The organism is Pedobacter africanus (assembly GCF_040548825.1).
Lineage (GTDB): Bacteria > Bacteroidota > Bacteroidia > Sphingobacteriales > Sphingobacteriaceae > Pedobacter > Pedobacter africanus_A.
In genome coordinates, this window is the sequence record NZ_JBEPSL010000005.1 from 255087 (window position 1) to 271608 (window position 16522).

Below are 16522 nucleotides of genomic sequence, written 5' to 3' on the forward strand. Positions count from 1 at the left end.
CTAGCTAGCACTCTGGTAAACTGATCGGGATATTGGTTGCCAGTCCCCCGTCTGATGTTTCCTTGTATTTGGAGTTCATATCGAGTGCTGTTTCCCACATGGTATTGACTACCGCATCCAGGCTCACTTTGGCTTTGTCAGGATTGCTTTGCAGGGCAAGCTGACTTGCTGTTATCGCTTTTATGGCACCCATGGTATTCCTTTCGATGCAGGGGATCTGCACCAGGCCGCCTATAGGGTCGCAGGTGAGGCCCAGGTGATGTTCCATGGCAATCTCTGCCGCCATTAAAACCTGGCGCTGTGAGCCACCCAAACATTCTGTCAGCGCTGCCGCTGCCATAGCGGATGATACCCCGATCTCGGCCTGACAGCCGCCCATTGCCGCAGAAATGGTTGCCCCCTTTTTAAAGATACTGCCAATCTCAGATGCGCAGGCGATAAACTGCATGATCTTCTCGTCTTTAAAGCCATCACAAAATGTGATGTAATATTGCAGTACCGCCGGGATCACACCAGCAGCTCCATTGGTAGGGGCAGTTACCACCCTGCCGAAAGAGGCGTTCTCTTCGTTTACGGCAAGGGCAAAACAGCTTACCCAGTCTAAGGTGTAATTAAAACCATTACCGCCTTCCCTGATCGCCATTACCCAGCTGGCATAGTCGGTATACACCTGGCTGCCCATCAAACGTTTGTTTAAGGCCCAGGCCCTGCGGGCAACATTCAGCCCCCCCGGTAAGAACCCCGAAGTATGGCAGCCCCGGTAAATGCAATCTTTCATTACCGTATAGTGCTGCATAATGCCTTTTTTGGTTTCTGCTTCAGTACGCCAGGCCAGTTCGTTCTCCATCACAATTTCGGATACTTTCAGGCCGGTAGATAAACACCAGTGGAGCAGCTCGCTTGCCTTATCCACTGGAAAAGGCAGGTCTACCTGTTCCTTTTCGCTTCCGTTCTCTCCTTCTTTCACTACAAAACCACCACCTATAGAATAATAGGTTTCGGAAAAAGCTTTTCCAGAGTCTAAAAAGGCTTGAAACGTTACCGCATTGGGATGAAAAGGCAGGCTTTCAAAGAAAAGGAAAATGAGGTCTTCATTATAATCAAAGGTGATGGGCCGCTCGCCGGAAAGGGACAGCAACTGTTCATCTTTAATAGATGCAATGGTAGAATCGATGGCATTGACATCAAAAGTAACCGGATCCGCACCGGTAAGTCCCAGTAAGATGGCCACATCCGTACCATGCCCTTTACCCGTTTTTGCGAGTGAGCCATACAGCAGGATTTTTATTTGCCGTACCTGTTCCAGCAATCCGTTTTGTTTTAAGGATGCGGTAAACTGTTGTGCGGCCCTCCATGGCCCTAATGTGTGCGAGCTTGACGGGCCAATGCCTATCTTGAAAATATCGAATACCGAGATCTGTTCCCTTTGCATAAAACAAAGCTACTATAGTTTGCTGATATTGTTGATATGTTATGCTGCGGATACGATTTAAAAATCAAAAGCAATGATATTTTTATCCTGCAGCATACGGTCGACAAAGGATTTATGGTTCTTTGGACTGCCAATGGCGATCCATGTACCACTGATGATGCCGTTGGCCAATTCCTGTTTCCCTCTGGAAAGTTTAAGCTTAGAGGTTTTGATGTCCTGTTCGTATCTGTCGAGACTTTCGCCTTCATACCTTTTTACGATGCGGTATATCCTTTTGGTAAAGCGGCGTTCTGCCATTTCCTCCAGAAAAGGGAAAATAAGCAGCGCAAGTAAAACAACCAGGGTTACACCAACAGCCTGCTCATAGTAGCCGGAACCAATGGCCATGCCTATAGCGGCAACGATCCAGATGACGCAGGCCGTGGTTAGGCCTTTTACCTGGTTGTCTTCCTTAAAAATAACCCCTGCGCCCAGGAAACCAATTCCGGTAACAATGTTTGAGGCAATACGGTCGTGACTGCTGAGGCCTATTTTAATGGAAAGAATTGTAAAAAGGGTAGAGCCCAGGCCAATCATGATCATGGTTTTTAAGCCCGCCTGTTTGCTCCGGAACTCTCTTTCGGCACCGATAAGGCCACAGAGCAGGGTGGCCATTAAAAACTTGTTGACCTCACTTTGTGTAAGGAAATGGTTGCTCTCAAGAATGTTCTCCATAGCTGATTAAATGATCTAATATAACAAAGATTCCTGTCAATAGAAATCGTAGCAGCGCAGACCATTGAATTTGTTGTAGCCAGAGCTGTTGGGGAAGTATTTTTCGTAGCCGATGCTGGCCTCTGTGGTGCCGCTGGTATTGGTATAATTGATTTTTGAGGTGGTGGCATCATGGCTTAAGCCCAGGCGCAGCTTTTCGCCATTCCTGCTGCCTTTAAAGAGGTCGAATATGAGCGAAACCACGATGGCATCGGGGCCGCCCTGACCTGCGCTGCGGTACCAGATGCCAGTGTTCAGGCCTTTGTACTTGAACTGGGCACCGGCACTCATAGATGTGGAACTGGCCTGTTTGTAATAGACCACAGATGGGATGAGGTAAGCGCCATCGTCCTGGTTATAGTCGTAATACGCACTTAGCGGAATTTTATAACTGGCATTTGCCGTGATGCGCATGGGCAGTTTGGCTACCGTACCGCTAAAAGATTCGTCGGGCTGGTTGATGTGGTGGACGGCTGCGCCTACCATCAGGTTCCGGAACACAATGTTTGTGCCCCCTGCAGCATCAAAAAACATTTTAGTGGCCTGGTCGGGAGGCTGGGCTGCCGATACACTGCCGGGAATGTAACCCAGCCGCTGGTCTATCTGATCGGAAAATACCAGCTTGCTCCAATCGATCTGCCTATTGGTAAAGCCAGCCTGGATGCCAAATGAGGCTACAAAACCATCACCGCCAACGCTGTAGGAATAGGTGGCGGCTGCGTTGTTTTTGACCAGAAATGCGGTCCCTTCACTGCTGCGGGTGAACATCAGCCCTACACCCCCTGCAAATTTGGAGATGTTCAGATCGGCAGATGCCGTGATATAGGACAGGTCGCCGCTCAGGCTGGTCCACTGGTTACGGTAAATGAGGTTCAGCCTGATGTCACCTTCAAATTGTCCCGTCAGGGATGGGTTGAGGTAGATAGGCGAATTGAAGAATTGCGAATAAATATGGTCCTGTGCCTTTACGGATAAGCAGGCCATCATCGTTAACAACATCGTTATGTATACTGATCTCCCCCTCATTGTTATCTGATTAAATGTATTGCCCCGGTACGTTTAGGCGGCGAACTGTCGTAAGTCATTCCCTTCCATTCTGAACCGTTGACCATTTTTACGTCTATTTTCCAGTAATATACACCCTGCGGCATGGCGCTGCCTTTAAATGTGCCATCCCAGCCTTCTGCAGGCCGGCCTTCTTCCAGTTTGGTGGTTTCCCATAAAAGCTGTCCCCATTTGTTGAATACGCCAAAGCGCCAGGACAGGATGCCCGATCCTTTGGCGCGGAACTCCCGCAGTTCCGGCCTGGTATCTCCGGGGGTGAATGCATTCGGCACAAACAGGTAGCCTGGGACACCTTTAATGGTGACGTTTTTGAATGTAGTGGTAAAACAGCCCTGCTGGTTGGTGGTTTTAAGGGTTACTTTATAGGTGCCTGTATCCAGATAAGTATGGCTCGGGTTTCTTTGTGAAGATGTGGTGCCATCACCGAAATCCCATTCCCAGATAGTTGGGTTGTTGGTGCTTTCGTCCTGGAAGCTGAAGGTATAGTCAGGGATGCTGATGAGTGTAGAAGGATTGACATTGAAGGCCGCTACAGGGGGTTGTACAATGCGGATGAACTGGTTTTTGATGATGGTTGCTGAACATTGGAGCGTATTGGTTACAGTGAGGGTCACGGCGTAATATTCCTGCGTACCCGTATAGGTATGTATCGGTTCAAATTCATTGGAAACGGGTGAACCATCACCAAAATTCCAGGAATAGCTGACTGCTCCTATACTGGTGTTGGTAAATTTAACCGCAAGGCCGGTGCAGCCCAAGGTATTAACAGCATTAAAGTCTGTCTGCGGCTGTGCACGTACCACTATAGTTTCAGATGTTGTATCTGTAGAGCAGCCATTGGTTGCAGTTAAGAGTACCTTGTAGGTTCCCGGATTGTTAAAGGTATACTGGAACCTTTCAGGAGCAATGATGGATACTCTTGGCTGGGTTCCGTCATTAAAATCAACTGTATAGCTGGTTGCGCCTGTGGTATTGTTATCGAAAGTAACGGTATGCGGTGCGCAGCCCACCAGCTGGTTGCCGTTTACCACCAGTTCTGCATTTACGGTATTTGGCCGCACGATGATGGTATAAGGTGTTGTGGTAACTGTGCCACATTCGTTCTGGGCGGTAAGAGTAGCGTAATAAGTTTGTACTGTTGCCCTGATAGGATAAATATGGGTCACCGGACTTCTGTCGTTCCTTGTTTCCTGAGTGCCGTCGCCAAAATTAAATGTATAGGTAACACCGGTCTGCAATGGAGAATTGTTGCGGAATGTAATCGGCGTAGGCGAACATACATTGGTAGCATTTGGCGAGAATACTGGTCTTGGCGGCGATTTGACCAGTATATTCACTTTTGCCGAGTCGGTTCCGCAGCTGGTAATGGAATAAAGGGTAACCACATAGGTGGTGTCTTTGCCCGAAGCGTCCGGCTGGAAGGTTACCGTTGTTGGGTTGGTATCATTTGAAGTTTGTCCATTTCCAAAGTTCCAGCGGAATGTTGCGCCGGCATTGGATGTGTTTACAAAATTGGCTGACACAGGTCCGCAGTTACTTGAAGTACTGTGTGTAAATGATGCAGGAACTGCCTGATTGGTGCTGAATACATGCTGTAAGGAATCACTGGCACAACCGAAGCTGCTGGTAACTACTAATTTTATGGTTACAGACTGGTTGCTGGCAGTTATGGTGTAACCCGGGAAAGCAGAACCTGAGGAGGCTAATCGTACATTATCCGCATACCAGGCATAAGTTGCATTCTCCGGATGTTCAACAACAGTAATCGGTAAGCTGAAAGGAAAGCAATCGATGTCGTGTGTCCAGGTAAATTCTGCCCGGGCATTTGGGTTGACCGTTATTTTTACGCTGTTGCTGTAAATAAAAGCAGATCCACAGGCTGCAGTGCTTGCGCCTCTTCTGTAGAATGTGGTATTGGTAAGTATTGCTGGCTGGTAATCTATCGCGTTGGCAGTGAGGATGTCTGTCCAGGTTGTGCCATCAAGGCTAGACTGCCATTGATAGGTAAATACCCCATCACCCCCTGTCGGGACAGGGCCTGTCAGTAATACAGGTGCAGTGGCGCTGCAAATGGTCTGATCTGCAGTAATGTTGTTAGCTGTTATTGCGGGGCGAACGGTAATCGGGTATACATTGCTGGTATCTGTACAACCTCCACTATTTACAATCCTGCGGAAGTTTACAGTTCCTGGTGTGGTTAAGGTGATGGTCAGGCTTTCCTCATCACCATCACTCAGTTGTGGCAACCAGGGTCCTCCGTTTACCTGAGATTCCCATTGGTAAGCGTATTGTCCGTCTCCCCCTGTAGGAGGATTAGCACTAGTAAGAATTACATCCTGGCCGTTACATACAACTACACTAGTGCTGGTGATGCTTTGATTGATAGTAGGGTTATTGGTAATGGTAACCGTATCGGTAGTTGGTCCGCAAGCCCCGGTTCCAGTAATTGTCCATACAAAGCGATAGGTTTGGCCGGCAAGTAGGTTGGATACTGTAGTGTTAGGATTGCCCGGGGTCGTAATAAATGCTGAAGGTGCACCTGCAGGAATAGACCACAGACCCGTTTCATTTTTAGCCAGATCCGGAGCGTTCGCCGCCAGCGTTGTTCCCGGTTCAGCACAAAGTATCTGATCCGGGCCGGCCTCGGCTAAAGTAGATGCAGGTGATACAGTGACCATTGTTGCAGTGGAAGGCATCTCATTACATTGTCCATTCTGAACTATGGCCCTGTAAAAGATTGTTGTGTTCAGATTACTAAATGTATAAGTGCTGCCTGTATTTGTTCCAGATACTGCTGTCCAGTTGGTTGTTCCATCAAGGCTGGATTCCCATCTGATCACTGATCCCAGATTTCCGCTAAGGGTTATGGTGCCTGAATTGGTGCCGGCACATACGGTAGTTGGTGTTCCGGCTGTTGTACCTGGAACTGTAGGTTGATTTACAGTGATCGTCACGGATGACGAGGAAGAACTACATACTCCCGGGGCTGCGATGGTCCAGCTAAAAGTATAAGCCTGGCCGGCTACTAATCCATCAACCCCTGTACTGGCTGAATTTACATTCGTAAAAGAAATTCCTGTTTGTCCAGAGGTGAGGCTCCATGTACCGGTCTCATTTGATTTGGGCACATTACCATTTAAAGTATATGTCGTTAAATCGCATATACTTGCATTCAACCCGGCATTTGCGGCAGTTATTGCAGGATCAACATTTATAGTAACATCTACAGGTGCTCCGGGACAACCTGAAGCAGAATAAGGTGTAATGGTATAGGTTACTGATCCCTGGGTTGTACCGTTGTTGATTAAAGGATCATCTATTGTAGCTACAGTAATTGGAGTAGGGTTATTGCTCCCTCCGGTAACCCCATTTGGAGATGAACTGGTCCAGGTATAGGTTGTGCCTGATATATTTGAGCTGAGTGCAACGCCTGAAGTTGTATTGCTGCAAATCGTTGTATTTGCCGCCACCGCCGTAATGACCGGTCTTGGGGTCACAGTAACTGAAAGGGTGTAGGATATTCCGGTACAACCTTTCGCTGATGGCGTAATGGTATAGATCACAATAGCATTGCCAGTAGCATTATTATTCGTAATGACATCGGTAATATTCCCGCTTCCGTTTGCAGTAAAGCCACTTGCATTTCCATCAGGGTTACTTGCTGTCCAGATAAATGTGCTCCCCGGAACAGTAGAGGTTGGTGTATAATTTAATGGATTACCTGTGCAGATTTCTTGCGTAGTGTTTACTCCTGTATTGTTTGGACGAATGATAATTTCTTTACTTACCGGTACATATTGGCAACTACCTGCAAGTCCGGTATTTAATGTTAAAGTTATTGTAACCCTGAGTGCCGTAAGGTCCGCAGAACCGGGAGTATAGGTCGGGGTTAAAGTATTGTCATTTGTAAAGGTCCCATTTCCTGAAGATGTCCAGGTGTAACCGATATAATTATTATTAGAAGGTGTCCCTGTTAAGTTTATAGGTGTATTGTAACAGATGGTATCCTGGCTGGCAATAGTAGGAACAGGAGATTCCAGGAATGTTATGACCTGTTCATCTTCTGAGGTTCCACAGCTGTTTACATGTACAACTTTTATTTTATAAGTTTTGTAAGAATTGAATCTAATTGCTGGATACTGGTCATGCAGATCCGAATTTTCAAAAACATAGTCAGAAGCGGGTAACGGATTCCCGTTTACATCTGTTACAGTCCAGGTATAAGTCTGGCCTGGAATTGTTTGCTGTGTACCCTCCAATATAGTTCGTGTAGGCCCCGGTGTGGTATTGAATCCGAAGGCACCTAACCCACACAATGTAGTATCACGTGACAATTCTGTTCTTGGATTTCCATCTACGAGAACAATCTGTTGTGGGATTTGTGTTCTTACAGTACCACATGATGCAGTCTGAATCTCGAGAATTACCTCATAAGTACCTGGTGTGTTAAATGTAAAGACTGGGTCTTTAGCTGTTGGATCAAATTGAACCGGTGCTGGTCCGTTTACAATCCAGTTATAAAAATTGTCTGTATTACATCTTGCATCTATTATCGATCTGTCAAATGCTTGGATTCTAAAAGGGGCACATCCAGTTTTTGCCACATTATTAAAATCAAAAGCTGGTCGAGGAGGATCTTGAATACATATTGTTCTACTAACTGCGACACCTTTACACTGACCAGTAGTAACTGACTCCAACCTAATAGTATAAACTCCTGGGGTTGGAAAGGGGTGTGTGAAGATGTCTTCTCTTCTTAAGTTGGTGCCGAATCTAACACCATCTACATACCAATTGTATCTCACGTTATTGTCAATACAATTTGGAGTGTTTGTTTCGGTCTCACCGGCGATGGATGTATTTTCAAAGTTAACGGTACTCCCCGTACATGCAGCAATCGGAGATGTGAAGCTATTTTCAGGTTTTCTAACTACTCTTACATAAGTAGAAAGCCCTGCGCCGGCACCCGGACAAAATGGGCTTACAGCGGAGATATTTATCCCAAAGACATTGTATTGGTTACCATTACCGGTATTGTATACGGGTTGCCCGCAAGAAGATCTTACGTATTCATGTCTGACAAAACCGGTTGTAAGATCACATCGGGTATATATTTCAGCAGTGCCATTTGCATCCCCCCATTTTATTTCATAGGTCGTGCCCGGAAAATTATTTTTAATTCCTGTTTCTGATAGATCGACCGTATATTGAAGAAATCCCCCCGGCAAACAAACAATATTAGAACCAGATGTACCAAAACTGTTATTAATATTGTTATTCACAACCAAATACGCTCTTGTTCCAACGGTTCCATTAAGCCTTGAGATCACAAATACTGTATAATGGGCTAAAGTAGCTGTGAAAGAAGCTTCAGGGGGTGTAGAAGTGAATGAAAGAGGAGCTTCAAATAACCCACTGATCTCGTTTTTTACCGTAGCAGAAACTACACTTGATGCTGTCGATGTGTTAGTAAAATTAAATGGGGTATTGTCTACGCCCGGACACATTCCAAAAACTTCTGCTTTTCCTGAAGCATCATATGCCAATTCTGGAAATGAACTAACCGATGCGAGAACAGGAGCTGAACCAGTCTGAATATTAAACGGAGCAGAATCGGTGGAAGTAAATGCTGGTGTTGTTGATTTGATTCTTAGTTTATATCCTATTCCAGCAGGTGTTCCCGCTGGAATAACTCCATTTACAAATGTTGAGTAAAATCCATTGTAGGATCCTATCGGAGTCGGAATCTCTGTCCCATCCGGACGTACCAAATAAAGATCGAATCTATTACCAGGTCTGATACAAGTCGTAGGGTCTATTGTAAAAGTCGCCGCTATACTCGATCCGGGCGTATACGGCCCCGCATCGACCGTACCTATACTGATCTGAGAAAATACCTCAGATATTTGGAATAAAACGAGAGCAACTACTAAAATGAGTAAACGTTTTACCATATACGCGGGATGCTGTATAAAAGTAAATATTTTTTTGCTCTAATTAATTATTTTGTATTAAAACGGGCTAAAATAAAAAAAGCCACGGAAAACTGCTCCGTGACTTTCTTTTTATTTAAATATGGTCTTTATGATTACATCATGCCGCCCATGCCGCCGCCGCCCATTGGAGGCATACCAGCACCGCCAGCAGGAGCATCTTCAGGATCATCAGCCAATACGCATTCAGTTGTTAACAACATTGCTGCGATAGAAGCTGCATTTTCCAATGCTACACGACCAACTTTAGTAGGGTCAATAACACCAGCTGCGATCAGGTTCTCATAAACATCTGTACGTGCATTATAGCCAAAGTCAGCTTTACCTTCTTTAACTTTCTGTACAACGATAGAACCTTCAATTCCAGCATTCTGGCAGATCTGACGCAATGGCTCTTCGATAGCACGTTTAACGATAGCGATACCTGTAGTTTCGTCTTCGTTAGCGCCTTTCATGCCTTCCAATGCCTCAATAGCGCGGATGAAAGCAACACCACCACCTGCAACGATACCTTCTTCAACCGCTGCACGGGTTGCATGTAAAGCATCATCAACACGGTCTTTTTTCTCTTTCATTTCAACTTCAGAAGCTGCACCTACGTAAAGTACTGCAACACCGCCAGCTAATTTAGCCAAACGCTCCTGTAGTTTTTCTTTATCGTAATCAGATGTAGTGGTCTCAATCTGAGCTTTGATCTGGTTAACACGGGCTTTGATGTCCTCAGACTGGCCAGCACCGTTGATAACAGTCGTATTGTCTTTATCAACAACAACTTTTTCAGCAGTACCTAAGTAAGTCAGGTCTGCATTCTCTAATTTATAACCTCTTTCTTCAGAAATAACAGTACCACCGGTTAAGATCGCGATGTCTTCCAGCATGGCTTTTCTGCGGTCACCAAAGCCTGGAGCTTTAACAGCAGCAACTTTCAGTGAACCACGGATTTTGTTTACTACCAATGTAGCCAAAGCCTCGCCGTCTAAATCTTCAGCGATGATCAGCAATGGCTTGCCAGTTTGAACTTGTTTTTCCAGAACAGGCAGCAATTCTTTCATGTTGCTGATCTTTTTGTCATAGATCAAAATGTAAGGGTTTTCTAATTCCGCTTCCATTTTATCTGCATTGGTTACAAAGTATGGAGATAGGTAACCACGGTCAAACTGCATACCTTCAACTGTTTTTACTTCAGTTTCAGTGCCTTTTGCCTCTTCAACGGTAATTACACCGTCTTTACCTACTTTACCCATTGCTTCAGCAATCAGCGCGCCGATTACTTCGTCGTTGTTGGCAGAAATGGCAGCAACCTGTTTGATTTTGTTGTTGTCCTCACCTACAGTCTGTGATTGTGATTTCAGGTTCTCAACGATGGCGGTAACAGCTTTATCAATACCACGTTTCAAATCCATAGGGTTTGCACCGGCAGCTACGTTTTTAATTCCGGCAGTAACAATTGCCTGTGCCAGTACAGTTGCAGTTGTAGTTCCGTCACCTGCAATGTCAGCAGTTTTAGAAGCTACTTCTTTAACCATTTGGGCACCCATGTTTTCGATAGGGTCTTTAAGCTCTATTTCTTTGGCTACAGTTACACCATCCTTGGTAATTGCTGGTGAACCGAATTTTTTATCAATGATTACGTTACGGCCTTTTGGACCTAAAGTTACTTTTACTGCATTAGCCAAAGTATCAACACCTCTTTTCAGGGCGTCGCGGGCTTCTACATTATATTTTACTTGTTTTGCCATTTCTTAAATCTGATTAAGTTTTACTGTTTAAATGTTATTCCAATTATCCTACGATTGCGTAGATGTCGCTTTCGCGCATGATCAAATAGTCCTTGCCGTCGATAGGGAGTTCTGTACCACCATATTTGCCGTAAAGAACCACATCGCCAACTTTAACTACTGGTTTCTTACCTTCTGAATCTTCCTCTGAAACCGAAACAACAGTGCCTTTTGACGGTTTTTCTTTCGCAGTGTCAGGGATATAAATTCCTGATGCTGTTTTTTCTTCTGCCGCAGCAGGTTCAACAATAACTCTGTTTGCCGTACCTGAAATTGGTTTAAGGTTTAAAGCCATAACTTGATATTAATTTATTTTTTTAGTTAAAAATTAAAATTCGTATTGTGTACATAGTTGTACATAGGTAATACATCAGTTTTTATGCCAATGCAAATATGCTTGACAAATTTGCATTGCCCTGTCAGCTAAGGTATTTTGGCAAAGCTTTTTTGTGTCAGAGTGGCAGGATACAAAAAAAGCCCGGTACAATTGTGCCGGGCTTTCTATCAAACGAAATTCGTTTTTATTTTTTGGTTGTGTCTTTAGCTGGAGCCGGTGCAGCAGAAGGAGCTAAGCCACTTCCTATCGGTGATGGTGCAGGTGTTTTGTCCAGATGCTCCTGTATTTTAGAAGCTCCACCTGTAGATGAACCGCCAGACTTTGCAATTGTTGTAATTGATAATGATATCACTACAATCAGGGTTAATAAAACCCAGGTGCCTTTTTCAAGAACATCACCTGTACGCTGTACGCCAAACATATTGCTGCCAGCCCCACCGGTTGCCAGGCCACCACCTTTGGGATTTTGTACCAAAACAAACAGCCCTAAAGCAACGCAAATAATGATCAATAAAATAATTAAAAAAAGCATAATGTGTTATGTTGTTAAATTTTCTTTTCTATAGATTGGATAAGGTCGGCAAAGTAACGGCTTTTTTCTGGAAACTTCAAACTTAATTTTTCATAAGTCTCTATTGCTTTGTCGTAAAGCATTTGCTCAATGTAAATTTTGGCTAAAGTTTCGGAGACAAGGTCGTTATGGTCTTCTGCGCTCTTTTTAGCCTTGTTCTCGTTGTCTATCTGCTCGGGTTTTGGGGGGCTGATCTGCGGGTCGTTCTTGATGAAGCTTTCTATAATCTCATCCCCTTTAGTTGGATTTCTCAGACTATCTGTAGCATAAATGCTTTCACCATCGCCATCAAAAGGGCTTTGCATATGAAATATGTGTTCTACATATTGTTGCTGTAGTCCGCCCGGGTTATGTGCTGTAACTGGCTGCTCAGATGCTGTAACACTGGCGTTTTTCGGCGAAGCATAGGGTTGAAAGATCTGCTGGTGCTCTTTGCGGGTTTTTGCCAGCCACCATAAAAAGGTATAAGGGAGCTGATCGTCATCGTATTTACTGATCACAATGGGCTCTTCCTGCTCCCTATGCGGACTAGAAGTTTCTGGCTCATTCTGCGCAGCCATCACCGGCTTTTCTAAATCAGGGATGGCCGTTTCTACAGTGAAATTCTCCTGAAATGCAAAAAAGTCTGATGAAACAATGTTTTCTATAACAAGGTCGTCTTCTGCTTTGTCCTGGCGATTTCCCGGATCAAACTCTTTAAAGTCAACCTCGCCGATTTCTTCAAAGATCTCCTGCTCATCTGCAGGCAGGGTTGGATATCCCTCTAGGTCGGCCGGAACTTCGTCAATAGCATCTACAACAATTGGCTCTGGCTGTGTGCTTGCGGCATCAGCGTTGGGAATGACATGAAATGTCATATCTATGAGTTGTTCAGGCGCGTGCAAAAGGTTGTGCAGGAGTTGGCCGTTTGTATAAAGTGCAGCGGTTGCCAGACTGTCGCTCTTTTCCGGACGTTGCAGATTGGCCTTAGCCAGCAAAAGATGCAGGGGCTGGAAATAAGGATAACGTACGGTTAAATCTTTCAACAGCAAGGCATCCTCTTTTACAATCTCCTCCGGCGCTGCAAGCCATGCTGTCAGTTTTTGCTTTATGTCTAATTCCTGCTCCACGTTGCTAAGTTAACAATTGAAACTTCAATTTGGCTACCAATTTGCAAATGCTTTGTTAAAAATGTCCTCCGTAAGCTGTGCAAGTACATCTTTTACCAGTCCCTGTTCCATGCTTTGAAAACTACCTGTCAGTGGAAAATCCTTGAAGCGTTCAAAAGATTGCTCAAAGCTGAGCTTCGGGTTCAGGTTATTGGTATATTTTACCATAATGGTTATACTTAACCTGTTGGCGCCAGCAGTTGGCCTGTTGTTGTCCTGTAAAGCCACCGGGTTGACCGAATAGCCGGTAATATTACCAGAAAAAACACCGTGCGCATCGTTCTGCGTAATGCTCAGGCGCGTCTGGTTGCGGATCCTGGTTTTCAGCTCTTCTGTAAACAGTGAGCTTAAATAAGGCACCACCAGTGGGGCATTGTTCTCAAAAGTAACTACCGAAACGGTTTTCATCTCGGCCGGGATAGAGGCCCCATTCAAGCCTATTTTACATCCGCTGAATGTAAAAAACAACAAGGCAATTACAGCTAGTTTTTTCATCCTTAGTTTAAGTTCAGTTCTTTAATCTTTCTGTATAAAGTGCGTTCTGATATGCCCAGCTCCTGTGCAGCAAATTTGCGTTTGCCCTTATGCTTTTTCAAGGCTTTTTTGATCAGATCAGATTCCTTGTCAATGAGCGAAAGCGATTCTTCTACTTCTTCGGCATCCTGTGTATAATTGTACTCGCCTGAGGGGCTTTGTAGCGGGTTTTTGATGGTCAACGTAGCTTCATTGCCCAATGTCTGGTCTACATCCTGGTACAGCTGGTTGATGTAGTGCGGATTGTCGGCAATGATATGCGAAGTATTGCCACCGCTCTGGATGATCTCTGCAACCAGTTTTTTCAGCTCGACCATATCTTTTTTCATGTCAAAAAGCACCTTGTAGAGGATGTCGCGCTCGGAAAAGTCGTCTTTACTGCCATTACCGTTGATGGCCATGGGCAGGTTACTGCCGCTTTCATTCGGGATATAGTTCAACAATGCCGCCCCGGTTACATTCCTGTCCTTTTCCAGTACACAAACCTGCTCGGCTATATTTTTCAGCTGCCGCACATTACCGGGCCAGCTGTAATTGGTCAGTATCTGGATGGCATCGGGCTCAAGCTGTATTCCCGGACTTCTGTATTTATCACTGAAATCAGCAGAAAATTTCCTGAACAACAGGTAGATGTCCTCTTTACGCTCGTGTAAAGCTGGTATGCGCAGAGGTACCGTATTGAGCCTGTAGTATAAATCTTCACGGAATTTACCCGATTTTACCCGGTCGTAAACATCTACGTTGGTTGCAGCGATGATACGCACATCTGTTTTTTGTACTTTGGAAGAACCTACACGCAGGTATTCCCCGCTTTCGAGTACCCTTAGTAAGCGGGCTTGTGTGCCCAGGGGCAATTCGGCCACCTCATCCAAAAATATGGTACCCCCGTTAGCCACTTCAAAATAACCTTTACGGGCTTCATGGGCACCGGTAAAGGACCCTTTTTCATGCCCAAACAATTCTGAATCTATGGTTCCTTCCGGAATGGCGCCGCAGTTTACGGCAATAAAGGCACCATGCTTGCGGGCACTCATCTGGTGAATGATGTGCGAGAAAACCTCTTTACCGCTACCACTCTCGCCGGTAATCAATACAGACATGTCGGTCGGCGCCACTTGTCTGGCTATATCTATTGCCCGGTTCAGCAGCGGGGAGCCACCTATAATTCCAAACCGGTTTTTAATATCCTGTATATCCATTTATACTTTTTTCTAGTTCACCACTGTACCCAGCAGCGTGGCTGATGTACAACGGTCTATATGTACATTCACATACTGACCTGCTTTAACTCCTTCTGTAGCTGGGAAAACAACCATTGCATTCTGGTCGTTCCGGCCACAAAAGTCTTTATCCGATTTTTTAGAGGTACCCTCTACAAGAATCCTAACAGTTTTTCCAACAAATTGTTGCAGGCGGAATAAAGAAGTTTCCTGTTGTTTGGCTAAGATCTCGGCAAGCCTGCGTTTTTTTACTTCTTCAGGGATGTCATCTTCCAGCTTTCTTGCGGCCAGGGTTCCCGGTCTTTCCGAATAACTGAACGTGAAGGCAAAATCATAGCCTACATAATCCATAATGCTCAGGGTTTCCTGGTGCTCTTCTTCTGTTTCCGTACAAAAGCCTGCAATGATATCCGATGAAATAGCGCAGTCAGGTATGATTCTCCGGATGGCATCCACCCTGTTGATGTACCATTCCCGGGTGTAAGTACGGTTCATCAATTCGAGAACCCGCGTGCTGCCCGACTGAACCGGCAGGTGTATGTAGTTACATATGTTGTCGTATTTGGCGATCGTGTACAAAACTTCGTCTGTAATGTCTTTAGGGTGGGAAGTCGAAAACCTGATCCGGAGTTCGGGGCTGATCAGTGCAACTTTTTCGAGTAACTGGGCAAAGTTGACTTCAATTTCCAGGTCTTCGTTGTTTTCTTCGGCATTGGTGCCTTTCCACTTGTAAGAATCGACGTTTTGTCCCAATAAAGTAATTTCCTTATAGCCTTTGTCGAACAGATCCTGTGCTTCGGCAAGAATAGAATGCGGATCCCGGCTTCTTTCGCGGCCCCTGGTAAAAGGCACTACGCAAAAAGAGCACATGTTATCACAACCGCGCATGATCGAAATGAATGCGGTGATGCCATTTCCGTTCAAGCGTACGGGATTGATATCGGCGTAAGTTTCCTCGCGGGATAAAAGCACATTGATGGCTTTCTGGCCGCTTTCTACCTCGTTCAGTAGCTGTGGAAGCTCACGATAGGCATCAGGGCCAACCACAACATCAACCAGTTTTTCCTCCTCCAAGAATTTAGATTTCAATCGCTCGGCCATGCAGCCCAGTACCCCTACAATCAGTTTTGGATTTTTGCGTTTCTCTGCTCCGAATTGCGACAGTCTGTTGCGCACCCGTTGTTCTGCGTTTTCACGGATAGAGCAGGTGTTGATGAACACCACATCAGCTTCTTTATAGTCGCCCGTAGTTTCAAAACCCTGATCCAGTAAAATCGAGGCTACGATTTCGCTGTCGGCAAAATTCATCTGGCAGCCATAACTTTCAATGTACAGCTTCCGGCCATTACGCACCACAGGTGCATCAACAACCAAAGCTTCACCCTGGCGCGCTTCATCGTGTTTCTTATCTGTCAGCTCTAAATCAATCATAAATAATCACTTTTATGGGGCTTCAAAAATAAGCAATAATATTTACAAATGACAAATTGGCAGAAATATTACTTTTTAATAGAATATGAGCAGAAAAGCCCGTTGTAACCAATTGATCTAATGAAGGTTTTAGAGCAGGTTCATATTGACTTTTAGAGGGTTTTAGCCGAGGCGAACCCGAAATAGACCCCTGGTGAACCTGGTATGGAAAAAAAGTACAATAAAAGAAACAAAGCTTATAGGACTTTTTAATAAAGGCG

Annotated in this window: 11 protein-coding genes; all 11 read right to left on the bottom strand. The window is 45.1% G+C overall.

Going from position 1 to position 16522, the window contains the following annotated elements; translation table 11 throughout:
* Positions 1–4: 4 nt before the first annotated feature.
* Positions 5–1432 (bottom strand): L-serine ammonia-lyase, encoded by a 1428-nt coding sequence (locus ABIE26_RS22910; protein WP_310145948.1) that lies wholly within the window; start codon positions 1430–1432, stop codon positions 5–7.
* Between the two features lie 57 nt (positions 1433–1489).
* Positions 1490–2146, bottom strand: coding sequence for an MgtC/SapB family protein (locus ABIE26_RS22915; protein ID WP_310145947.1), 657 nt, complete (start codon positions 2144–2146; stop codon positions 1490–1492).
* Between the two features lie 36 nt (positions 2147–2182).
* Positions 2183–3211, bottom strand: a complete 1029-nt coding sequence (locus ABIE26_RS22920; protein WP_310145946.1) for a PorP/SprF family type IX secretion system membrane protein — start codon at positions 3209–3211, stop codon at positions 2183–2185.
* Positions 3212–3213: 2 nt separating this feature from the next.
* Positions 3214–9204 (bottom strand): PKD domain-containing protein, encoded by a 5991-nt coding sequence (locus tag ABIE26_RS22925; RefSeq protein ID WP_310145945.1) that lies wholly within the window; start codon positions 9202–9204, stop codon positions 3214–3216.
* Positions 9205–9338: 134 nt separating this feature from the next.
* Positions 9339–10982 (bottom strand): chaperonin GroEL, encoded by a 1644-nt coding sequence (gene groL / locus ABIE26_RS22930; RefSeq protein WP_310145944.1) that lies wholly within the window; start codon positions 10980–10982, stop codon positions 9339–9341.
* Positions 10983–11025: 43 nt separating this feature from the next.
* On the bottom strand, positions 11026–11316 hold the full coding sequence (locus ABIE26_RS22935) for a co-chaperone GroES (RefSeq protein ID WP_084238754.1): 291 nt from the start codon (positions 11314–11316) through the stop codon (positions 11026–11028).
* Between the two features lie 226 nt (positions 11317–11542).
* Positions 11543–11890, bottom strand: a complete 348-nt coding sequence (gene secG / locus ABIE26_RS22940; protein ID WP_310145942.1) for a preprotein translocase subunit SecG — start codon at positions 11888–11890, stop codon at positions 11543–11545.
* Between the two features lie 14 nt (positions 11891–11904).
* On the bottom strand, positions 11905–13038 hold the full coding sequence (locus ABIE26_RS22945; protein ID WP_310145941.1) for a hypothetical protein: 1134 nt from the start codon (positions 13036–13038) through the stop codon (positions 11905–11907).
* Between the two features lie 33 nt (positions 13039–13071).
* Positions 13072–13572: an LptE family protein gene (locus tag ABIE26_RS22950; RefSeq protein WP_310145939.1), complete on the bottom strand. Its 501-nt coding sequence runs from the start codon at positions 13570–13572 to the stop codon at positions 13072–13074.
* A 2-nt stretch (positions 13573–13574) separates the two neighbouring features.
* A complete protein-coding gene (locus ABIE26_RS22955; RefSeq protein WP_310145937.1) occupies positions 13575–14810 on the bottom strand; it encodes a sigma-54 interaction domain-containing protein in 1236 nt (411 codons plus the stop codon).
* Between the two features lie 12 nt (positions 14811–14822).
* Positions 14823–16262 (bottom strand): tRNA (N6-isopentenyl adenosine(37)-C2)-methylthiotransferase MiaB, encoded by a 1440-nt coding sequence (miaB, locus tag ABIE26_RS22960; RefSeq protein ID WP_310145936.1) that lies wholly within the window; start codon positions 16260–16262, stop codon positions 14823–14825.
* Positions 16263–16522 lie beyond the last annotated feature (260 nt).